Origin of the sequence: Megasphaera sp., assembly GCF_047831605.1 — a bacterium.
Classification (GTDB): Bacteria; Bacillota; Negativicutes; order Veillonellales; family Megasphaeraceae; genus Megasphaera; species Megasphaera intestinihominis.
In genome coordinates, this window is record NZ_CP181255.1 from 2166708 (window position 1) to 2187671 (window position 20964).

At 48.5% G+C, this 20964-nt stretch carries 19 protein-coding genes and 1 pseudogene; 18 read left to right on the top strand and 2 right to left on the bottom strand.

All coding sequences use genetic code 11. From position 1 onward, the window contains the following. The first annotated feature begins 44 nt into the window (after positions 1-44). From xerA to ACFWUB_RS10365, 8 genes are all read left to right on the top strand, one after another. Positions 45-1025 carry a site-specific tyrosine recombinase/integron integrase gene (gene xerA / locus ACFWUB_RS10330; protein WP_416183915.1) on the top strand — a complete coding sequence of 327 codons (981 nt, stop codon included), beginning with the start codon at positions 45-47 and terminating at the stop codon, positions 1023-1025. A 12-nt stretch (positions 1026-1037) separates the two neighbouring features. Continuing rightward, positions 1038-2249 (top strand): restriction endonuclease subunit S, encoded by a 1212-nt coding sequence (locus ACFWUB_RS10335; RefSeq protein WP_416183916.1) that lies wholly within the window; start codon positions 1038-1040, stop codon positions 2247-2249. An 81-nt stretch (positions 2250-2330) separates the two neighbouring features. Then, on the top strand, positions 2331-5408 hold the full coding sequence (locus tag ACFWUB_RS10340; protein WP_416183917.1) for a type I restriction endonuclease subunit R: 3078 nt from the start codon (positions 2331-2333) through the stop codon (positions 5406-5408). Positions 5409-5421: 13 nt separating this feature from the next. Continuing rightward, positions 5422-5982 carry a hypothetical protein gene (locus tag ACFWUB_RS10345; protein WP_416183918.1) on the top strand — a complete coding sequence of 187 codons (561 nt, stop codon included), beginning with the start codon at positions 5422-5424 and terminating at the stop codon, positions 5980-5982. A gap of 222 nt (positions 5983-6204) precedes the next feature. Further along, on the top strand, positions 6205-7983 hold the full coding sequence (locus ACFWUB_RS10350) for a GmrSD restriction endonuclease domain-containing protein (RefSeq protein WP_416183919.1): 1779 nt from the start codon (positions 6205-6207) through the stop codon (positions 7981-7983). A gap of 132 nt (positions 7984-8115) precedes the next feature. After that, positions 8116-8556, top strand: a complete 441-nt coding sequence (locus ACFWUB_RS10355; protein ID WP_027895252.1) for an HD domain-containing protein — start codon at positions 8116-8118, stop codon at positions 8554-8556. Positions 8557-8558: 2 nt separating this feature from the next. Then, positions 8559-8810, top strand: coding sequence for a hypothetical protein (locus tag ACFWUB_RS10360; RefSeq protein WP_301876951.1), 252 nt, complete (start codon positions 8559-8561; stop codon positions 8808-8810). 247 nt (positions 8811-9057) lie between these two features. After that, complete coding sequence (locus tag ACFWUB_RS10365; protein WP_416183920.1) at positions 9058-10440, top strand: ATP-binding protein; 1383 nt, start codon at positions 9058-9060, stop codon at positions 10438-10440. Here ACFWUB_RS10365 and ACFWUB_RS10370 read toward each other — a convergent pair. Continuing rightward, a pseudogene (locus tag ACFWUB_RS10370) lies at positions 10437-10782 on the bottom strand (OPT/YSL family transporter); the annotation flags it as partial. The gene ACFWUB_RS10365 and the pseudogene ACFWUB_RS10370 overlap by 4 nt on opposite strands. A 219-nt stretch (positions 10783-11001) precedes the next feature. Between ACFWUB_RS10370 and ACFWUB_RS10375 the strand changes: the two are divergent. From ACFWUB_RS10375 to galU, 9 genes are all read left to right on the top strand, one after another. Next, positions 11002-12156: an RNA-guided endonuclease TnpB family protein gene (locus ACFWUB_RS10375; protein ID WP_416183921.1), complete on the top strand. Its 1155-nt coding sequence runs from the start codon at positions 11002-11004 to the stop codon at positions 12154-12156. Between the two features lie 126 nt (positions 12157-12282). Further along, positions 12283-12516 carry a hypothetical protein gene (locus ACFWUB_RS10380; RefSeq protein WP_416183922.1) on the top strand — a complete coding sequence of 78 codons (234 nt, stop codon included), beginning with the start codon at positions 12283-12285 and terminating at the stop codon, positions 12514-12516. 82 nt (positions 12517-12598) lie between these two features. Beyond that, on the top strand, positions 12599-13381 hold the full coding sequence (locus ACFWUB_RS10385) for an electron transfer flavoprotein subunit beta/FixA family protein (RefSeq protein WP_301876948.1): 783 nt from the start codon (positions 12599-12601) through the stop codon (positions 13379-13381). A 13-nt stretch (positions 13382-13394) separates the two neighbouring features. Further along, complete coding sequence (locus ACFWUB_RS10390; RefSeq protein WP_292262095.1) at positions 13395-14396, top strand: electron transfer flavoprotein subunit alpha/FixB family protein; 1002 nt, start codon at positions 13395-13397, stop codon at positions 14394-14396. Between the two features lie 188 nt (positions 14397-14584). Then, positions 14585-15871, top strand: coding sequence for a tetratricopeptide repeat protein (locus ACFWUB_RS10395; protein ID WP_292262093.1), 1287 nt, complete (start codon positions 14585-14587; stop codon positions 15869-15871). Between the two features lie 27 nt (positions 15872-15898). Next, the gene (gene dcd / locus ACFWUB_RS10400) at positions 15899-16426 is read left to right on the top strand and encodes a dCTP deaminase (RefSeq protein ID WP_292262091.1); all 528 of its coding nucleotides are present in this window, start codon (positions 15899-15901) and stop codon (positions 16424-16426) included. Positions 16427-16440: 14 nt separating this feature from the next. Next, positions 16441-17418: a P1 family peptidase gene (locus tag ACFWUB_RS10405; protein ID WP_020311380.1), complete on the top strand. Its 978-nt coding sequence runs from the start codon at positions 16441-16443 to the stop codon at positions 17416-17418. Between the two features lie 152 nt (positions 17419-17570). After that, positions 17571-18686, top strand: a complete 1116-nt coding sequence (glf, locus tag ACFWUB_RS10410) for a UDP-galactopyranose mutase (protein ID WP_416183923.1) — start codon at positions 17571-17573, stop codon at positions 18684-18686. Beyond that, positions 18667-19539 (top strand): UTP--glucose-1-phosphate uridylyltransferase GalU, encoded by an 873-nt coding sequence (gene galU / locus ACFWUB_RS10415; RefSeq protein ID WP_416183924.1) that lies wholly within the window; start codon positions 18667-18669, stop codon positions 19537-19539. The genes glf and galU overlap by 20 nt, the downstream gene beginning before the upstream one ends. Before the next feature lie 149 nt (positions 19540-19688). Here the strand turns inward: galU and tadA are convergent, their stop codons facing one another. Next, on the bottom strand, positions 19689-20162 hold the full coding sequence (gene tadA / locus ACFWUB_RS10420; protein WP_416183925.1) for a tRNA adenosine(34) deaminase TadA: 474 nt from the start codon (positions 20160-20162) through the stop codon (positions 19689-19691). A gap of 71 nt (positions 20163-20233) precedes the next feature. On the opposite strand from tadA, the gene ACFWUB_RS10425 reads away from it, so the two are divergent. Continuing rightward, the gene (locus tag ACFWUB_RS10425; protein WP_416183926.1) at positions 20234-20896 is read left to right on the top strand and encodes a trimeric intracellular cation channel family protein; all 663 of its coding nucleotides are present in this window, start codon (positions 20234-20236) and stop codon (positions 20894-20896) included. The last annotated feature ends 68 nt before the right edge of the window (positions 20897-20964 follow it).

The window sequence follows — 20964 nt, forward strand, 5'->3', positions numbered from 1 at the left end:
TTGATGTCGTTCTCTGGAAAAATTATGGAAGGAGAACTGACAAAATGAGAGAAATCATCAAACAAGAAGTTGTACAGCGTATGCTACCACTTCTTGACAATGCACAGATAAAGGCACTAGAGCATACGCTGGAAATTGTTCTTGACAAGTATCTGGAGAACAAGCCTGATAATGACGAAATAAGCAGCGTAGAACTGTTGCAGAAGTTTTTAGAGGCTAAACGAATCGAGGGATGTTCTGAGAAGACACTGGCCTACTATCAGAATACGATAAATCGGATGCTTTCGAATATCGGGAAGGAAGTGATGCACATTATGACCGAAGATTTACGGTCGTATTTGACGGATTACCAAAAACAGAATAGTCTCAGCCGGGTGACCATTGATAATGTGCGCAGAATCCTTTCCAGTTTTTTCTCATGGCTTGAGGATGAGGAATATCTCATTAAAAGTCCAATCCGTCGAATTCATAAGGTAAAGACAATCATCAGTATCAAGGACACGTATTCTGATGAAGAGTTGGAAAAAATGCGTGATAGCTGCGATGAGAAACGTGATCTTGCTCTGATTGACATACTTGCCTCTACTGGCATGCGTGTGGGTGAATTAGTGCGTCTGAATCAATCGGACATTGATTTCAATGAACGTGAATGTAAAGTTCTCGGTAAGGGGAACAAGGAAAGAATTGTTTATTTTGATGCTCGTACGAAGATCCACTTACAGGGGTATCTTGACAGCAGAAGTGATAACTGTGAAGCATTGTTTGTTTCGTTAAAGTCTCCACATCTGAGATTAACAATTGGTGGTGTGGAGTCGAGAATACGGGAAATCGGTAAAAAGCTGAACATTGATAAAGTGCATCCGCATAAATTCCGCCGAACACTTGCTACAAAAGCAATTGACAAAGGCATGCCTATAGAGCAACTACAGCAATTGCTCGGACATAAACGGATAGATACGACGCTTCAGTATGCAATGGTTAAACAGAGCAATGTGAAGATGGCGCATAAAAAATATATTGGATAGGAAGATGATATAGTGAATGAATGGCATACTTATACGTTAGAAGAGGCATGCGAAAATATATATAGCGGAGGAACCCCTTCTACAAAAAATAAAGAATATTGGGGCGGAAGTCTGAAATGGCTTTCATCAGGAGAAACATCTCAGCGTTTTATCTATGATACCGAAAGAAAAATTACCCAATTAGGTGTTGAAAATTCTTCGACTAAATTTGCATATAGAGGCAGTACAGTCGTTGCAACTGCCGGACAAGGGCATACAAGAGGGCAGGCCAGCTTTTTAATGACTGACACATATTTGAACCAGTCTGTAATTGCTTGTAAGCCTAACATAAACATAGTAATTCCTTTGTATTTATATTACAATTTAGCTAATAGATATGAGGAATTTAGACTCTTGTCAGATGGAACAAGTACGCGCGGAAGCCTTTCTGGGCGAATTTTAAAAAAAATGGCTATCCGACTTCCCTCAATCGCAGTTCAATCAAAGATTACCGCTGTACTTTATTCAATAGATCAACAAATAGTAAACAATAATCGAATAAACAAGAATTTACTTCAGCAAATAATGACGTTGTATAATAAGCTCGTTAAAAACTCTGATTGGCCCGCCACAACAATTCATGACATTGCCGAGAAAGTAGCAATGGGTCCGTTTGGCTCTAATATCAAAGTATCGACATTCGTTCCTAAAGGTGTCCCTATTATAAGCGGCAATCATCTTCGTGGGTATTTTCTTGAGGAACCAGAATTCAACTACATAACGGAAGAACACGCTGACCGTCTTAAAAATTCAAGTGTTTATCCTCATGACATCATATTTACTCATGCGGGCAATATTGGCCAAGTTGCGATGATTCCCGATGGTTGTAAGTATGATCGCTATGTTTTATCACAGCGTCAATTCTATTTACGTTGCGATGAAACCAAAGTGGTTCCAGAATTCATACTCATGTTCTTCCACAGTACTTCCGGCCAGCATGAGCTGCTTTCTTATGCCAATCAGACGGGTGTTCCTTCAATTGCTCGACCAGCAACCAACTTAAAGAAAATTCTATTTAAGTGTCCCCCAATTGAAGTGCAGTTAGAATGGAAAGCCCAAGTAAGTCCTTTGATTGGAAGTTACATAAACAATCGTGATGAGAATGAAAGTCTTGCCTCTTTACGTGACGCGTTACTTCCAAAACTCATGTCAGGTGAAATTGATGTCTCTAACATTGACATTTAAGCTGCTAAATTCTTGTTTATCCATTCAAGGAGTAGCGTGTTAATTGATATTTTAAAGTTTCGAGAAATGGGAGGATGCATTATGGAATCTTCTTATACAGAAGCAAGTTATGAAAATTCCATTATAGAATTGTTTGAAAATATGGGATATACATATTGTTATGGACCTGATTTTCCACGAGATCTTACAGATCCGATTATGGAAGATCAGCTCAAAAATTCATTGGAAACTGTAAATCCTAAATTGCCGTCCCAGGCGATTGATGAAGCCATCTATAAGATAAAAAATTATGAAGCGGGGGCACTGGTTTCTAAAAATGAAGTATTTATGGACTATCTCCAAAATGGCGTTGAAGTCACGTATCGTGCTGGGGAAGCATCACGGTCTACGTTAGTTAAATTAGTAGATTATGACCATGTGGCCAATAATAGTTTTATCGTGGCCAATCAATGGACCTTTAAAGACTTTGAAACCAAACGAGCCGATGTAGTCATCTTTTTAAATGGACTGCCCGTTGTTTTGATTGAATTAAAATCCCCCAAGAACGATGAAGTGACCATTAAAGATGCCTATCTCCAGATTCAAAACTATATGAAATCCATCGAGAGCGCATTTATTTATAATGCCTTCTGCGTCATCAGTGATCAGTCCCAGACCCGTGCTGGCTCTATTACAGCCAGCTTGGAACGGTTTATGGAATGGAAGACCGTTGATGGGAATTATGAAGAAACCCGCTTTGCCGATTTTACGACCTTATTCAAAGGGATGTTTGAAAAAAATCGCTTCCTAGACATCCTGCATAACTTTATCTGCTTTTCGAAAGAGAGTGGTGGTGATGTCAAAATCATAGCAGCGTATCACCAGTATTTTGCCGTACGCAAGGCCGTAGAATCTACGGTTAAAGCCAGTGGCAAAGGGGGAGACGGACGAGGCGGTGTATTCTGGCATACCCAGGGGAGCGGTAAATCATTGTCCATGGTCTTCTATGCTCACCTATTGCAGCAGGCTATGGATAGTCCAACTTTGGTTGTTATCACGGATCGGAACGATTTGGATGATCAGTTGTTTTCTCAGTTTAGTAAATGTAAAGACTTTTTACGTCAAACAGCTATTCATGCGGATAAACGAAAACTATCTGAAGACGAAAAGAATGCAGCTTCGAAACAAATAGGCTTAATGGACTGGCTGGATGGGAGAACGGCTAATGGAATCATTTTTACGACCATGCAGAAATTCGAAGAAACGGACGAACCGTTGTCTGTACGGAAAAATATCGTCGTCATGGCCGATGAAGCCCATAGAAGCCAATATGGGTTTGAAGAAAAGGTTAATGCTAAAACTGGTAAAATTTCCATCGGTAATGCCCGCAGAGTACGAGATGCCCTGCCTAATGCGACGTATATTGGTTTTACGGGTACGCCCATTGCCTTAGAAGATCGAAATACCATTGAAGTGTTTGGGGATTATATTGATATCTATGATATGACACAGGCTGTAGCTGATGGCGCTACGTTGCCTATTTACTACGAAAGCCGGGTTATTAAGCTCAATCTGGATCAGAAAGTATTAGAGCAGATTGACCAAAAATATGCAGAGCTAGCTAGCGAAGCTGAACCGGGAGCCATTGAAAAAAGTAAACACGAACTAAGTAACTTGGAAAGCCTCTTGGATCGAGATGAAGTCATTACATCTCTTTGCTCGGATATCATCGATCATTATGAAAACTATCGGCAGTATGAACAATCTGGAAAGGCCATGATTGTGGGATATTCCCGCCCCATTGCTATGCATATTTACCATAAGATATTAGAACTACGGCCGGAATGGAAAAAGAAAATCGCGGTAGTCATGACGGGGAGCAATCAGGATCCACCGGAATGGAAAGAAATTATTGGCAATAAGGCCCATAAAGAAGAACTGGCTAATCAATTTAAGGATAATTCCAGTGAGCTGAAAATTGCAATTGTAGTCGATATGTGGCTGACCGGTTTTGATGTGCCGTCTTTGTCTACGATGTATATTTTTAAGCCAATGAAAGGTCACAACCTGATGCAGGCTATTGCCCGTGTCAATCGGGTATATAAAGATAAAGCCGGTGGGCTGGTAGTGGACTATATCGGAATTGCTTCGGCCTTAAAAGCAGCTATGAATCAATACACCAAGCGGGACCAAAAGAACTATGGCCAGATGGATGTAGCCAAGACGGCGTATTTAAAATTCAAGGAAAAATTGCAGGTCTGCCAGGAACAATTTTATGGGTTTAATTATCAAGAATTCTTGACGACAGACAGTGACCTGCGGCGGGCAGAACTGATTCGTGATGGCGTGGACTTTATGGTACGGCCGGGGCGAGAAGAAATCAAGAAAAACTTCCTTACGGAATCTCTGCTGATGAAGCAGGCGTTTTCACTCAGTAAAAGTTTGGCCAATGCGGAAGAAAGACGGTCGGAAGCCTATTTTGAAACGGTACGGTCGATTCTTAATAAGTTGGAGGGCAAGGAACCACTGAAGTTAAAAGAAATCAATCGTCAAATCAACGAGTTATTAAAGCAGACGGTCAAGAGTGACGGAATTATCAATCTGTTTACGGATGCAGATAAAGAGTTTAACCTGTTTAATACGGCCTATCTGAAAGAAATCGCTAAAATGCCGCAGAAGAACTTGTCTATCGAAATCCTGAAAAAATTGATTGCCGAACAAGTCCATCTTTACCAACGGACCAATTTGGTAAAATCCCAGAAATTTTCGGATATGCTTAGTAAAGCTATGCATTCGTATTTAAACGGCATGCTCACCAACGAAGAAGTTATCGATGAGCTCATGAAAATGGCGCAGGATATGGCTAACGCTAGTAAGGCCGGTAATGCATTAGGGTTATCCGACGAAGAAATGGCCTTCTATGATGCACTGACACGTCCCGAAGCAGTGAAAGATGTATATACGAATGATCAATTAGTAGCAATGACGAGAGAACTGACCGACCAGTTACGTAAATCTAGAACGGTAGATTGGAATTTGAAAGAATCCGCAAGAGCTGGTATGAGACGGATGGTTAAACGGCTACTGCATAAATATCATTATCCACCAGAAGGAATGGCGGATGCTATGAAGACAGTCCTTCAGCAATGTGAAATGTGGACGGATCAGATGGAGGCGTAAAGGAGAGCGCACAATGGATGACAAAAAAAGTAATGGTCAAAATTATTCTGATGACGCTGATATGGTTATCAGGGTAGAAAAAGATTCACATAAGGGGAATACATACTATGCAGCCGAGTGTTGCACTCCAGACGGAATATTATGGGGAATAAGTACAGATTTGCAAATACTATCTTATGAAAAAGATCATTACATTATTGATTATCCACCTCTTTATGTCCCTGATGGCTATATAAATATATTACATGCGCTAACAAGTGCAATAGATGCCGCTGGATATACTGGACAATGGACATATAGGCCGTTGGAAAAGGCGTTACAAGAAGAATTTGAAAAATTTGGTGTTAATCGACAAACGATGGTAGGTTTATTTGATTATTTGGACAGAACTTGCAATCAAGCAAATTCTACAGATTTAGAAGAGATTGTCGAAACAGCAGATATAAAAAAGACTATGGCTTATTTTAATATGCCAGAGAAAAAGGCAAAAAAAGAGCTGAAGAAAGAACTCGCATATTTTTTTAATGTAAAATTGCCCAATCTTGTTTCAGAAATTAATAACAATCAAAAATAAATACAAAGTGGTAGAGTAAGGAAAAATGCAGTGATGTATTATGCTATCTTAGCTACGAGGATAGAGTTTCGTATCTCGTTAAGCCGATTCTTGAAGTGATTCAGGAAGCTGATGACCAACTGGAACGTTCTGAAATTCGAGATGCGTCGAGCTCGTGGCCTTGTTGAAAGAAATAATTTGTACAAAATCAGTAAGAAAAAAAGAAAGGACCAGCGATAGAAGATGAAGACAAATGATAGGCAGCTTATCGAACTTATGAAAGAGGTGGACAGTGGCGCTGCCCAGCTTCCTGATTTTCAGCGAGGCTGGGTATGGGATGATGGCCGTATCCGATCACTAATCTTGAGCGTCATTCACAATTTTCCTGTTGGTGCGGCAATGTTCCTTGAGTATGGGAATGAGAGTATTCGATTCCAACACAAACCGATTGAAGGTTCGCCGGCAGATCAGACTGTGGAACCAGATGAACTGATTCTTGATGGTCAGCAGAGATTAACATCTCTTTATAATGCGCTTTACAGTAGAAATCCTGTACATACGAGAACTGATAAAGGAAAAGATATCGAACGATACTATTATTTAGACATTGAGAAGGCACTCGATCCAAAGGCCGATGATGAGGAAGTTGTGATTTCTGTACCTGCAACCAGACAAATTACTTCAAATTTCGGTCGAGATGTAGAAATGGATTTGTCAATAAAAGAGCAGGAATTCAAGCTAAAGAAGTTTCCACTTAATATTATTCTAGATCCTTCTGCGGTTGTGGATTGGCAGATGGAATACAACACTTATTACAAACTGGATTGTGACGTATACAAACAATTTAAACAGTTCTTTACCCAAATAATAAATCCGACTCAACAATACCAGATGCCGATTATTTGTCTCGATAAGAATACCCCGAAAGAGGCGGTCTGTCAGGTCTTTGAGAATGTAAATACTGGCGGAGTTTCATTAACAGTCTTTGAGCTTGTTACAGCTATCTTTGCAATGGATGACTTCCAGCTTAGAAAAGATTGGGAAGGGCGAAAGACGAAGTATTTTTCCGGTGACCTGTTGTCAAAGGTAACAGCTACTGATTTTCTGACAGCGTTGACCTTACTTTCATCGTTTAAAGCAGGGGGGACGGTCAGCTGTAAAAAGAAAGATGTACTTGCTCTGACCCTCGACGAATACAAAAAATATGCTAATAGCTTATGCAATGGTTTCTTGCTTGCTGAGAAACTACTGCAGGAAGAACGGATTTTTTCAAGCTATGACCTGCCGTACAGTACCCAGCTGGTACCTCTCTCGGCTGTTTGTACGGTCCTTATGGATGGTAACCGAATCCGCACAACTTCTGTCAAGAATATGGTCAAACAGTGGTATTGGTGCGGTGTATTTGGAGAACTGTATGGTTCGGCAAATGAAACCAGATATGCGAACGATATTGTTCAAGTCGTGAATTGGATTAATAATAACGGAAACCTGCCAAAGACCGTGACTGATTTCTACTTCAACCCAATGCGCCTGCTCGGAATGCAGTCCCGCCAGTCTGCCGCTTACAAAGGGGTGATGGCGCTTATCTTGAAAAACCATGCCCAGGATTTCATCTCTGGTGCAGAAATGGATTTCTCGACCTTTTCGAACGAAAAAATTGATATTCATCACATATTTCCGAAGAATTACTGCATCAAGGAAGGCTACGATAAACGCAAATGGAATAGTATTGTGAACAAAACGCCAATCTCTGCAAGCAGCAATCGTGAAATTGGAGGCAATGCTCCTTCTAGCTATCTTAAACGACTCGAGAAGAACGGCTCGGTATCGTCTGCTGATCTTGACAAATATGTAGAATCTCATTGGATTGATCATAACTTGCTCCGTGCGGATGATTTCCAAAACTTTATTATCGACCGGGCAAAAAAGCTCTTGGCCGCCATCGAGAAGGCAACCGGGAGAACCATTTCGGGCAAAGATTCTGATGAGGTAAAGCAGGCTTTTGGAGCAGCATTGAATTAAAACATTCAGATAATAAATTCATACTATGTTATAATGAATATGTGAGGTGATACGTATGAATAGAGATGGTTTTTGGGATAAGGAAGATGAGATTGATGTTCTCCATGAATTAGGGAAAGAGGATTGGTAGCATTGGGTAAAAAACTTTCTTTAGCAGCTGAAGTGGCTGAAAAATATCACGCCGGTATGACTGATAAGGCGGGAAAACCTTATATGTGCCATTTAACGTCGGTTTCTAACGCTGTACTGCCTTTGGGAGAAGACTATGCTGTAGTCGGTATGTTGCATGATACCTTAGAGGATACGGAGATGACGAAGGAAACTCTTTCTTCATTATTCGGAAAAGAGGTAGCCGATGCCGTTTCTCTTTTGACTCATGATGATAAGGTACCCTATCTGGACTATGTACGGGGAGTTAAAAAATCTGGTAATCCATTAGCGATTGCTGTCAAGAAGGCTGATTTAAGAAATAATATGGATTTAACCCGTCTGCCGAACGTAACAGACAAGGATTTGAAACGGGTGGAAAAATATAAGAAAGCCTATGCGATTCTGACAGGGGATGAAGTCTGATAATGACCGTAGAAGATATAAAAAACGCTGAGATAGAGTTATTGGAAAAGTGGTTTGAAGATGACACCTGGAAAAGTTTTCCTGAAGATGCTCAGGGGGAGTTGTTAAATAGGTTGATAGACTATAAAGCTCGTAATCTTGATGGTGTGGACACACCCATTTGGGAAGTGTTCAAAACCCAAAAGGTTCAGAAGATGATCAGGGAAGGCTTTTTTGATGACATGGAAGAATACTTGATAGACCCTAAAGAATAAACTGTAAATGTGATTGGTCATCCTTGTCTGCCGTTTCAAATCTTCAAATCCGATTCTGCATAGAGAGCCGCATAGCCAGCCAGGGCGATGCGGCCTTTTTCTGTGTGGTCATAGAGTTCGCCGTCCCGTTTTGAGGTCTGGACTGGCAATGAGGAACATGGTATAATTTCACTCAGAAATATTTTACTCATAAACTTTTTAGTCAAAATATTCTAAGTAAAATAAAACTGAGTAAAGGAGTGGGCCTATGTTTATTGGAAGAAAAAGGGAACTGATGCGGCTGCAGCAAATGTATGATTCGCCAAGGCAGGAAGTGATACTGATTTACGGACGCCGGCGCATTGGTAAGAGTGAGCTGATTAAGCAATTTTTACAGGCGCCTGAAGTGACTGGGCTGTATTATCAATGTAAGCGGACGACGGAAATGAATAATGTGCAGAGCCTGTCCGCTTTGATTTCCGATGTGTATCAGTATCCGCCCCTTGCTTTTTCGGGAATAGAAAAGCTGCTGGAGTTTCTTTTTCAACGAGCCTGTCAGGAAAAACAAGTCCTTGTTTTGGATGAATACCCTTATTTACGGCAGACTGTCGCCGGGTTGGACAGTATACTGCAATCTTTGATTGACACGTATCGGGAGCGTTCGCAGCTGAAGCTGATTCTTTGCGGGTCCTTTGTGGATACCATGAAATCGCTCATGTTGGAAGAAAATCCGTTATATGGCCGTGTGACCTTGGGGCTCCATGTCCACCCTATGGATTATTTTGAGTCTGCGCAATTCTACCCCGACTTTTCCTTGGAAGACAAGGTGCGTCTGTACAGCGTTTTTGGCGGAGTTCCTTATTATAATAGTTTGATTGATCCGGCCCGGAGTGTCCGGGACAATGTCATCTCTCTGCTGGTGGAACCAGGCGCTCGGCTGGAAAATGAGGTGCAGATGTATCTGTTGGGGGAATTATCGAAATTCATCAATGCCAATGAGGCTTTCGAGGCCTTGGCCAGGGGATTTCACCGCTACAAGGATATTTTGTCGCAATCCCATATTTCCAGCAGTCCGGCTTTGGCTGAGGTCTTGAAACGACTGATTCTCATGGAGCTCGTTGAAAAAGAAGTGCCTATTAATGATGTACATAATAAAAAACGAGCCAGTTACCACATTTGTGATAATCTGGCCAGTTTTTATTATCGCTATATCTTTCCTTATAGTTCACAACGGCAAATCATGGCGCCGGACGTTTTTTTTGACCGGTATATTGCGGCCGATTTCGCTCAGGTTTTCGTACCGAAGCGGTTTGAATCGCTGTGCCGGCAATTTCTGATCCGCCAGAACCGGCAGGGACGTCTGCCGGAAATCTTCGATGCCATCGGGACCTATTCTTACGATTTGCCAAAAGAGCATAAGAATGGGGAATTCGATGTCGTTACGCATGATGATAAAGGTTACATCTTTTACGAAGCCAAATTCCGGCAGACGCCCATTACGGATGCCATGATTGAAACTGAAATCCGTCAGGTCCGTCAGACGGGGATGGATTGTTATCGTTATGGCTTCTTTTCTCGTGCCGGCTATGAAGTGACTCCCAGACCGGACGTCATCCTCTATACGCTGGACGATTTGTTTGAAAGCTGTTAATGACTGGCTTTCTTGACCTTGCAGGCTACGGTGTAGATGACGGCACACATGACCAGGTAGGCGACGATGCCGAGGTAGGTGGCTCCCGGCGTGACGACCCAGTCTTTGAGGAACCAGTCGATGCCGCCGATGTGCAGGACGGCGCTGATGAGGCTGCCGATGGCGCCGCCGGCGACGAAGCCCGAAGCGACGGTGCTGCCTTCACTGAGGCGCAGGGCGTTGAGGGCGTCGTCTTTGCTGCTATGGGAGACGAGGTACGATACGAGGCCGCCGATGAGGACAGGTGTATTGATTTCCATGGGAAGATGCGCCGAGGGCAAAGGCCAGGGGCGGGACTTTCATCTAAAATGCGGGCAGGATACTCCGGCCTCTTAGGTCGGAGAGGAATGCCCGCCTCACCTCACTTTCTTATCAACTAGAGTTTCAGCAAAAAACATGCTATAATATTTTTGATGAAATAATATACATTTTAGAAAGGCAGGTGAGAAAATGTCCGACCTAACCAAAACGATAAAACTTCGCATACATGTTACTCCTGAACAGGAAGTATTATTCCGTCAGATGACGGAGCAGTACCGTCAGGCTTGCAACTTCGTATCCAGATATATCTTTGACAATCAGTTCGACTTGGCTTACCAAAACCTCAACAAGCAACTGTATGGCGACCTTCGTAGCTTATTCGGCTTGAAATCACAGCTGGCCCAGTCCTGCATCAAGACTACGATTGCCAGATACAAGACGGTCAAACAACAGTTATTCCGAAAGCCTTACAGATACAAGGACGAGAATGGCAACTGGAAACGCATCCCTAAGACTCTGGAATGGCTCTGGAAACCCGTGTTCTTTCGTCGCCCGCAAGCCGACTTGGTTCGCAGCCGGGACTATAGCTTTGTCGATGACGGACAAGTCCTGTCTATCAACACGCTCGGCAAAAGAACCAGATGTACCTTCGAAGGTGAACATTTGGCTGGATACCTTGATGGTTCCTATCAACTCGGTACTGCCAAACTGGTTGAGCTGAAGGGGCTATGGTATCTCCATATCCCTGTTACAAAAGCGGTCGAAGAGTTTCAGAAAGGGAACGTCCGTCATGTTGTCGGTATCGATCGTGGTTTGCGTTTCCTTACAGTCAGTTATGACGAGCAAGGTAAAACGAATTTCGTCTCTGGCAAAAAGATTGCCACCAAACGCCATAAATTCCAAGAAGTACGGAAACAGCTCCAGTCCAAAGGGACAAAATCAGCAAAGCGTAAACTCAAAGCCATTTCCGGGCGAGAGAACCGTTGGATGTCTGATGTGAATCATCAGATTTCTAAGACACTCGTACAGAAATACGGCAAGGATACGCTTTTCGTACTCGAGGACCTTGCTGGCGTCAGCTTCGAGGAAAGCAATCTTTCCAGAACCGCGAAACAGAACTACGATTTGCGGAGCTGGAGTTTCTACCAGTTGGAGCAGTTTCTGACTTACAAGGCTCATGAGAACCGTTCGGAAGTCCTGGAAGTGTCGGCGAGGTATACCTCCCAGCGTTGCCCGAAATGCGGTACTATCCGCAATGCGAACCGCGACCACCATAAGCACCTGTACAGTTGCCAGTGCGGATACAAATCCAACGACGACCGTATCGGAGCCATGAATATCCAGCTTCTCGGGACGATGTGGATTTCTGGGGATAATAATCCTCGCTACGAACGAATAACAACTACCTCGGAGTAAACTTCTTGGTAAAACGGGTGTTGTCAGCCACCCGATGATGTAGGCGGATTTAGGGAGACATCTTGGATGCCGTTAGAACCTATGTAGTTCCGACTTACAAGCCGCCACTTCTATAAGTGGCGGTAGTTGACCATCCACAGGAGGAAGTCAAAGAAGGCACCGGCCATGTACAGCGGCCAGGGCGCCCGGACCCGTGTAGCCGTAGGCGTGGTCGAGGAGGAAGATGACGCCGACGGCGATGATGGCGGCATAGTGCAGGCCCGTGAAGTAGCCGATACCCAGGAGGACGCCCAGGACGCCGCCGACGATGTTGGTCCCGGCGCTGTCAATGGGAAGATAATTCAGATAGAGATTTTGTAAATAAAAACAATTATCCGTTGATAAATTATTGAATATGGAGTATAATAGGTGACATAAGAAGACGCAAAAAGGAGGCTTACTTATGAATATTGTAGTTTTGGTAAAGCAGGTTCCTGCGATTTCGGATATTGAAATCGCCAAAGACAACAACTTGGTCCGTGTCGGCGCTCCGTCGATGCTCAACCCGGTTGATAAACACGCCATCGAAGCGGCCGTCGCCGTCAAGGATGCCGTCGGTGGTACAGTGACGCTCCTGACCATGGGCAACGCCCTGGCCGGTGAAATGATGCGTGACGGCATTGCTATCGGTGCCGATAAAGGCGTCCTCGTCTCGGACGAACGCATGGCTGGCTCCGATACGCTGGCAACGGGCCTGGTATTGGCCAAGGCCATTGAAAAATTGGGCGGTGCCGACCTGGTATTCACGGGCAAGCGCTCGACCGATGGCGATACGGGGCAGATCCCGCCGGCTATTGCCCAGCGTTTGGGCATGGCTCTCATTTCCTATGCCAACTCGGTCAGTGTCGACGGCACGACGGTAACGGCTACGCGCCTGAACCACGACGGCATTGAAACGGTACAGGCTCAGCTCCCGGCTGTCGTCTCGGTTACGGAAAAGAGCAACACGCCGCGTTCCCCGAAAATCCGCGGCAAGATGGCTGCCAAGAAAGCCGTCTTCGATGTCTGGAAAGTGGAAGACCTGGGCCTCGATGCAGCAAGTGTCGGGAAATCTGGTTCGGCGACGAAAGTCACGGAACTCTTCGCACCGGAACCGAATCCGGTCGGCGTCATGATTGAAGGCGCTACGCCGGCAGACGCTGCGGCTAATCTCGTCAAAGAACTGACTGCCAAGAACTTGCTGTAAGGAGGGCTGAATTATGGAATTGAAACAGAATATCTGCGTATATATAGAAATCGCCGGCGGTGCCCTGAGCCCGCTGAGCATCGAATTGTTGGGCAAAGCCCGTCAGCTGGCCGATGCCAAGGGCAAACAGGTCGTCGCCTTCGTCGCCGGTGCCGATACGGCCAAAGCCAGCCAGGAAGCCATTTCCTATGGCGCTGATGCCGTCGTCGCTGTCGAAGACAGTGCCCTGGCTGCTTATGATTCCGTCTTGTACACCAAAGCTATTGCCGCTTTGGCTGAAAAATATGAACCCAGCGTCATCCTCATCGGCGGTTCGCCCGATGGCCGTGACCTCGGCGGCCGCCTGTCGGCTCAGCTCGGCGTCGGCCTGGTCGCAGACTGCACGGACGTCCGCTTTGAAGGCGATGACGATACGCTGACCTGGATCCGTCCGGCTTATACGGGCAAGCTCTTCGTCAAGATCCAGACGACGACGCGCCCCCAGCTGGCTACCATCAGCGACAAGATTTTCCACGGCACGCCGGCTGACCCGGCCCGGAAAGGCGAAATCATCAAAGAAAGCGTCGACTTCGCCGGTGCTGCTCCGTCCGTCAAAGTGACGAACTTTGAACCGGTCGAAAAAGAAGCGGAAGAACTGACCATCACGACGGCCGATATCGTCGTCGGTGCCGGCCGCGGCGTCCAGACCGAAGACGGCATGAAAGCCGTTCAGGCTTTTGCCCAGCGCATCGGTGCAGCCTTCGGCGTATCCAAGCCCCTCGTCGACAAAGAATGGGCTCCCTATGAATGGCAGATCGGCATTACAGGCAAGAAAATCGCCCCGAAGATTTACATCGCCCTGGGCATTTCCGGCGCCATCCAGCACAAACTCGGCATCCAGGACGCCGGTCTCATCATTGCCGTCAATAAAGACCCGGATGCACCGATCTTCAAATTCGCTCACTACGGCATCGTAGGCGACCTCTTTGAAGTCATGCCGGAACTGGAAAAACAAATTAAAAAGATCCGTGGCTAGAAAATAGTTTGTAGTACGGAGTTTGTAGTTTTTAGTGAAAACCTTTAAATTTAAAACCATCCGCTAACTGCTAACAGCTAGCCGCTGACTGCTAAAAAAGGTGCTGTCTTCATGCGACAGCGCCTTTTTTATGTTATAATACCCTTATCATATACGAAAATGTTGTGAAAAAATACGGAGGTGGTTCCATGGATTCTTTTGCTGCCCGCCAGGCCTGCCGCGACGGCCGCTATGACGAGGTTCTGGCTATGTATGGCAAGGCGGCACCGGACCGGTCTTGGACGTGTTGGGATTATTATTACTATGCCTATGCCCTGCGCAAGACGAAGCAGTACAAGAAGGGGCGGGAAATCGCCCGGGCCGGCATGATCGCCTTCCCCGATTTCGTCAATCTCCACGGGATTTACTGCTGGTGCCTCTATTATTTATATATCCAGAAATTCGATGAACGGACGCAGGCACCGGAGGATTTCCGCCGCGCCGTCGACGCCATCTTGAAATACAGTCAGCAAGGGCCGTATACGCCGTATGCCCTGGCCGTGTGGCGCATGGTCGATGTCCTCAAGAACCAGCCCGGTCAGGCCGGTCTGATGGGGGCCTACTTGCGCCGCCTCGACCCGGACCAGCTGCCGGACCAGGAGAAGACCGTGACTTTGAAGGGGCGGGAACGGGTCATTGCCTCGGACCGGGAACGCTGGTATTCCCTCATGAGCCGCATCCTGGTCAAGGAAGAGAAGTACGATGACTGCATCACCTTGTGCCGGCAGGCCCTGAACTATTTCCCTCAGCTCCATCATGACAACGACATCTGGTTTTCTTACCGCATCGCCCTCTGCCTGCTGCGCCAGGGCCGCGTCGGGGAAGGGCGGCAGCGCCTGGAGAACCTGCTGAAGTACAAGCAGCACTGGATTCTTTTCCGGGGCCTGTTCTTTGCCGCCCAGGCCGAGGGCGACAGCGCGGCCATGCGCCGCTATGGGGCGTCGGCCTTCCTGGCTGGCGGCGAGTTCAAGGCCAAGGTCAATTTCATGGTCCAGTTCGCCCAGGCTTTGGAGAATATGGGCGGTTATGAGAAGATGGCCTATTTCCATTACCTCCTGGCCAAACGGGTCCGCATGGACCAGCATTGGAAGGTCAAGGCCGAACTCCTGGCCAAGACCGACAGCTATGCTTTTCCCGAACCGGACCGGCAGGAGCTGATGGACGGGCTTCATGGATTCTGGATGGACGAGAAGCATGCCGGCCAGACGCGCCACAAGGGGACCATCGAAAAAATCCTGCCCGGCAGCAAGGCCGGCTTCCTGCGGGAATACGGCGGCAATCAGTATTATTTCCGTACCGCTTCGCTGTACCGCGTCCGCCCGGAGGAAGGGGAGAAGGTCACGTTCTATGTAGAGGACTTCTTTGAGACAGGGAAAGAAAAACCGGCTCATCGCGCCGTGGACATCGAACCGGTTTTGCTATATGATAAGAAGTGAATTTACTAGAGAAAGTGAGTGGCACTCATGATTTTATCAGGCAAGGAAATTGTCAAGCATTTAGGTAAGGAAATCATCATTGAACCTTTCCATCCGGAACGGGTCAATCCCAATAGCTATAACCTGTCTTTGCACAATGAACTGATGGTCTATGACCACCAAGAACTGGATATGGCCAAGCCCAATCCGGCATCGACCATTTATATCCCCAAGTCGGGCTACGTCTTGCAGCCTAACAAGCTCTATCTGGGCCGGACCAATGAATATACCCGGACTGACGGCTATATCCCCATGCTCGAAGGCCGGTCGTCCGTCGGCCGCCTGGGCGTCTTCATCCACGTCACGGCTGGCTTCGGCGACGTCGGTTTTGCCGGTTACTGGACGCTGGAAATCTTCTGTGTCCAGCCTATCCGCATCTATCCGAACGTGGAAATCTGCCAGATCTACTATCATGATATCGACGGCGAATACGATACGTATCAGCACGGCAAGTACCAGAACAATACGGGCATCCAGCCCAGTATGCTCTGGAAAGACTTTGAAAAGATGAAATAAAGGGAAGTGTCTTCATGAAAGAAATAGATATGTTAGCCATGGCCCGGACGAACGGTTTCCGCCTGGGCAATGCCCAGGACCGCCAGGGCGGCACGGGCTGCACGGTCCTCGTGTTCCCGGAAAGTGCGCCCTGTGCTGTCGACGTCCGCGGCGGCGGCCCGGCCAGCCGGGAATCGGAACTGCTCAGTCCTATGGCGGCTGCGTCGGGCATCCACGCCATCCTGCTCAGCGGCGGCAGTGCCTTTGGCCTCAATGCCTCGACTGGCGTCATGCAGTATTTGGAAGAACAGCACATCGGCTTCGATACGCGCATCTGCAAGGTGCCCCTCGTCGTCGAATCGTGCATCTATGATCTGGGCTGCGGCGACAACGTCCGCCCTGACGCCGCCATGGGCTATGCGGCCTGCCAGGCGTCGGAAAGTGGGGACTTCCGCCAAGGCTGTTACGGTGCCGGTACGGGGGCGACGGTCGGCAAGCTCTGCGGCCCGGACTATATGATGAAATCCGGCCTCGGCGCCTATGCCGTCCAGGTCGGCGACCTTCAGGTCGGTGCCGTCGTCGCCGTCAATGCCGTCGGCGATGTCCTCGACGAAAACGGCCAGATCCTGGCCGGTATGCGCAGCCGCGATGGCCAGGGCTTTGCCGATACGCGGCGGGTCATGCTCGAAGAAGCCGGCCAGACGCCGACCCTCTTTTCCCAGCGCGCCGTCGGGACGACGACCAATACGACTATCGGTGCCGTCGTCACCAATGGGCAGTTCGACAAGGCCCAGCTGAAAAAAATCGCCGCCCTCGGCAGCAACGGCCTTGTCCGGACCATCCGTCCCGTCAATACGACGGCGGACGGCGATTCTCTCTATGCCGCCAGTGTCGGCAGCGTTTCGGCCGAATTGAGCCTGACCGGGACCATCGCCGCCTACGTCGTCGAACAGGCCATCCGCCGCGCCGTCCGCCAGGCCGAAAGTATGTACGGCGTGCCGGCGTACCAGTAAAAGGGTAGCCCCTTACGCCAGGCCGGGTTTGTCCTGCCGGTTGTAGTATAGAGTTTGTAGTTTGTAGTGGGGGTATAACTGCGAACTGCGACCTGCGGCCTGCGAACCAGGGATTCCCGCAGGCCATTAATAACGAAATGAGGAACTAAATTATGTACGATTACGTCATCGTCGGCAGCGGCCTCTTTGGCTGTGTCTTTGCCCACGAGATGCATCAGGCCGGCCAACAGTGCCTGGTCCTGGAACGTCGGGGCCATATCGGCGGCAATGTCTATTGTGAAGAGAAGGACGGCATCCATATCCATCGCTATGGTGCCCACATTTTCCATACGTCGGACCGCCGGGTCTGGGACTATGTCAATCAGTTCGTCGAATTCAATCATTTTATCAATGCGCCCATTGCCAATTATAAAGGCGAACTGTACAATCTGCCTTTCAATATGAATACCTTTGCCAAGATGTGGGGCATCATCACGCCGGAACAGGCGGCGGCCAAGATCGAAGGCCAGCGCCGGGCGGCAGGGATTACGGAGCCTAAGAATCTGGAAGAACAGGCCATTTCCCTCATCGGCACGGATATTTATACAAAATTAATCAAAGGCTATACGGAAAAACAGTGGGGCCGGAGCTGTACGGACCTGCCGGCATTCATCATCAAGCGCCTGCCCGTGCGCTATACTTTCGACAATAATTATTTCGACGACTGTTGGCAGGGCATCCCCGAAGGGGGCTACAATGTCCTCATCGACGCCCTTCTGGAAGGCATCGAAGTGCGGACTGGCGTCGATTATAACCGCGAACGGGCGTCGTACCTGGATATAGCCCGTAAAGTCGTCTATACCGGTCCCATTGACGAGTATTTCGGCTATCGCCTGGGCCATCTGGCCTATCGGGGCCTGCATTTTGAAACGGAACGTTATAACGAGGTCAACCATCAAGGTGTGGCCGTCATGAACTATACCGACCGGGAAACGCCGTACACGCGGACGATTGAACACAAGCATTTTGAATTTGGCAGGCAGCCTGTGACGTATGTCACCAAGGAATACCCGGCTGAATGGCAGGCCGGCGAAGAAGCCTATTATCCTGTCAACGATGCGGTGAACCAGAATTTATACCATGAATATGCGGCCTTAGCCCGCCATGAACGCAATGTTATATTCGGCGGCCGACTGGCAGAATATACGTATTACGATATGGACGATGTCATCGCCGGCGCCCTGGCTGCTGTAGAAAAGGAAGGATACCATGCAGAAACGAATTCGTAAGGCCGTCATCCCGGCGGCAGGCTATGGGACGCGCTTTTTGCCGGTCACCAAGGCCATCCCTAAGGAAATGATTCCCATTGTCGACAAACCGGTCATCCAGTACATCGTCGAAGAAGCCCTGCAGAGCGGCATCGAAGAAATCCTCATCATCACGGGCCACGGCAAGCGGGCCATTGAAGACCATTTCGATACCAATATCGACCTGGAGCTGCAGCTGCGCCAGCAGGAGAAGGACCAGCTGCTGCATCTGGTCCAGGACATTTCGTCCATCAATATCCATTATATCCGCCAGAAGCACATGCGCGGCCTGGGCGATGCCATCCGCTGTGCCGAATCGTTCATCGATAACGAGCCCTTTGCCGTCCTCTTGGGCGACGACGTCGTCTACAATCCTGAGCAGCCGGCGCTGAAACAGATGATGGATGCCTTCAGCCGCCTGGGGGCTACTATGCTCGGCTGTCAGGAAGTGCCGCAGGAACTGGTATCGCGCTACGGCATCGTCCAGGGCCAGCCGACGGACGACGACCGCGTCGTCAAGCTCATCGACATGGTCGAAAAGCCGGCTGTCGACGAAGCGCCGAGCCGCCTGGCCGCGCTGGGCCGCTATATCCTGACGCCGGATATCTTTGAAATCCTGCGCCGCGTCCAGCCCGGCAAGGGCGGGGAAATCCAGCTCACCGACGCCCTGCGCCTCATGGCCGACCGGGAAGCGGTCTACGCCTACACCTTCAGCGGCCGCAGCTACGACACGGGCAACAAACTGGGCTTTTTGAAAGCCACCGTCGAATACGCCCTGCGCCGGGAAGACTTGGGCGAAGCCTTCCGGGAATACCTGCGCCATAGCCTCCCCTGAGAAGGGGAGGTGGCCTGAAAGGCCGGAGGGGTTCTTCACGGAGCGAGTCTTTATAGTTTGTAGTACAGAGTTTGTAGAAGATGGCTTTAAATTTAAAAGCATTCACTACAGACTACAAACTGCAAACTTAAAACTTCCCAGAGGCTGTCTTAATGCAACAGTCTCTGGGATTTCTTCCTCCTTTGACGGAAGAAATCTTTCATCAGGGCCGCACATTCTTCGGCCCGGACACCGGCTGTGACTTCGGTCCGGTGGTTGAGGCGATCGTTGTCGACGAGCTGGAAGAGGGAGCGCACGGCACCGGCTTTCGGGTCGTCGCAGCCGTAGACGACGCGGTCCAGGCGGCTGTTGACGATGGCGCCGGCACACATGGGGCACGGTTCGACGGTCACGTAGAGGGTACAGCCTGTCAGGCGCCAGCGATTGAGGGCGCGGCAGGCTTTTTCAATGGCCAGCAGTTCGGCGTGGGCCGTCGCACAGGGCAGGCTTTCGCGCAGGTTATAGGCCCGGACGACGACTTTCTTTTCATAGACGATGACGGCGCCGATGGGGATTTCTCCGACGGCATAGGCCGTCTTGGCTTCGGCCAGGGCTTTGCCCATATAAAATTCATCTTTAGTCATAGTGGATGGAGTCTCCTTAGCAAAAAAATTTATGTCTATCATAACACGAAAACAGGGAAGGGGAAACTATTATGGATGCCATTTGGTGGCAGATTTTCGACTTATTAGGGACGACGGCCTTTGCCGTATCCGGCGTCTTCGCAGCCATTTCACGGCGCATGGACCTCTTCGGCATCTTCGTCCTCAGTGCGGCGACGGCTGTCGGCGGCGGTATTATCCGCGACATCCTCATCGGCAATATCCCGCCGGCTGCCTTTAAGAACAGTATCTATTTGTGGATCATCCTCGGCTCCATGGCCGTCATCACGATCATCGTCCGCTATTTCAATATCCGCATGTGGCGCCGCGTCGTCGGCAAGCTCTCCATCTGGTATCTCGTCTGCGACGCCATCGGCCTCGGCTCCTTTACGGTTACCGGGACCCTTTTGGGCTGCTTCTATTATCCCGACTACTGGATCCTCGACATCACCCTCGGCGTCCTGACAGCTGTCGGCGGCGGCGTCATCCGCGACGTCCTGGCCGGGCGTATCCCCGGCGTCCTGCGCAAGGAAGTCTACGCGACGGCGTCCCTCCTGGGCAGTATCTTCTTGTACGGCGCCGTCATCCCCTTTGAGGTCCCCTTGGAAGTCGGCGCCATCGTCGCCTTTTCCGTCACCGTCGCCATCCGCCTGATGGCCATCCGACTGCACCTCAATATCCCAAGGATTCGCCGGGCCCACCATCGGAGGGCGTAGGGCGCCCCTACAAATTTCCCCAGGGCCGTGATATAATAAAGGGTACAATTTTTTTCTTCATAATAGGA

What these genes read in the sequence shown, in the direction of transcription:
- glf (WP_416183923.1), top strand. Translation starts at nt 17,571, where the DNA reads ATGTACGATTACGTCATCGTCGGCAGCGGCCTCTTTGGCTGTGTCTTT.
- tadA (WP_416183925.1), bottom strand. Translation starts at nt 20,162, where the DNA reads ATGACTAAAGATGAATTTTATATGGGCAAAGCCCTGGCCGAAGCCAAG.
- dcd (WP_292262091.1), top strand. Translation starts at nt 15,899, where the DNA reads ATGATTTTATCAGGCAAGGAAATTGTCAAGCATTTAGGTAAGGAAATC.
- ACFWUB_RS10405 (WP_020311380.1), top strand. Translation starts at nt 16,441, where the DNA reads ATGAAAGAAATAGATATGTTAGCCATGGCCCGGACGAACGGTTTCCGC.
- ACFWUB_RS10390 (WP_292262095.1), top strand. Translation starts at nt 13,395, where the DNA reads ATGGAATTGAAACAGAATATCTGCGTATATATAGAAATCGCCGGCGGT.
- ACFWUB_RS10350 (WP_416183919.1), top strand. Translation starts at nt 6,205, where the DNA reads ATGAAGACAAATGATAGGCAGCTTATCGAACTTATGAAAGAGGTGGAC.
- ACFWUB_RS10345 (WP_416183918.1), top strand. Translation starts at nt 5,422, where the DNA reads ATGGATGACAAAAAAAGTAATGGTCAAAATTATTCTGATGACGCTGAT.
- xerA (WP_416183915.1), top strand. Translation starts at nt 45, where the DNA reads ATGAGAGAAATCATCAAACAAGAAGTTGTACAGCGTATGCTACCACTT.
- ACFWUB_RS10365 (WP_416183920.1), top strand. Translation starts at nt 9,058, where the DNA reads ATGTTTATTGGAAGAAAAAGGGAACTGATGCGGCTGCAGCAAATGTAT.
- ACFWUB_RS10425 (WP_416183926.1), top strand. Translation starts at nt 20,234, where the DNA reads ATGGATGCCATTTGGTGGCAGATTTTCGACTTATTAGGGACGACGGCC.
- ACFWUB_RS10360 (WP_301876951.1), top strand. Translation starts at nt 8,559, where the DNA reads ATGACCGTAGAAGATATAAAAAACGCTGAGATAGAGTTATTGGAAAAG.
- ACFWUB_RS10340 (WP_416183917.1), top strand. Translation starts at nt 2,331, where the DNA reads ATGGAATCTTCTTATACAGAAGCAAGTTATGAAAATTCCATTATAGAA.
- ACFWUB_RS10395 (WP_292262093.1), top strand. Translation starts at nt 14,585, where the DNA reads ATGGATTCTTTTGCTGCCCGCCAGGCCTGCCGCGACGGCCGCTATGAC.
- ACFWUB_RS10375 (WP_416183921.1), top strand. Translation starts at nt 11,002, where the DNA reads ATGACGGAGCAGTACCGTCAGGCTTGCAACTTCGTATCCAGATATATC.
- galU (WP_416183924.1), top strand. Translation starts at nt 18,667, where the DNA reads ATGCAGAAACGAATTCGTAAGGCCGTCATCCCGGCGGCAGGCTATGGG.
- ACFWUB_RS10385 (WP_301876948.1), top strand. Translation starts at nt 12,599, where the DNA reads ATGAATATTGTAGTTTTGGTAAAGCAGGTTCCTGCGATTTCGGATATT.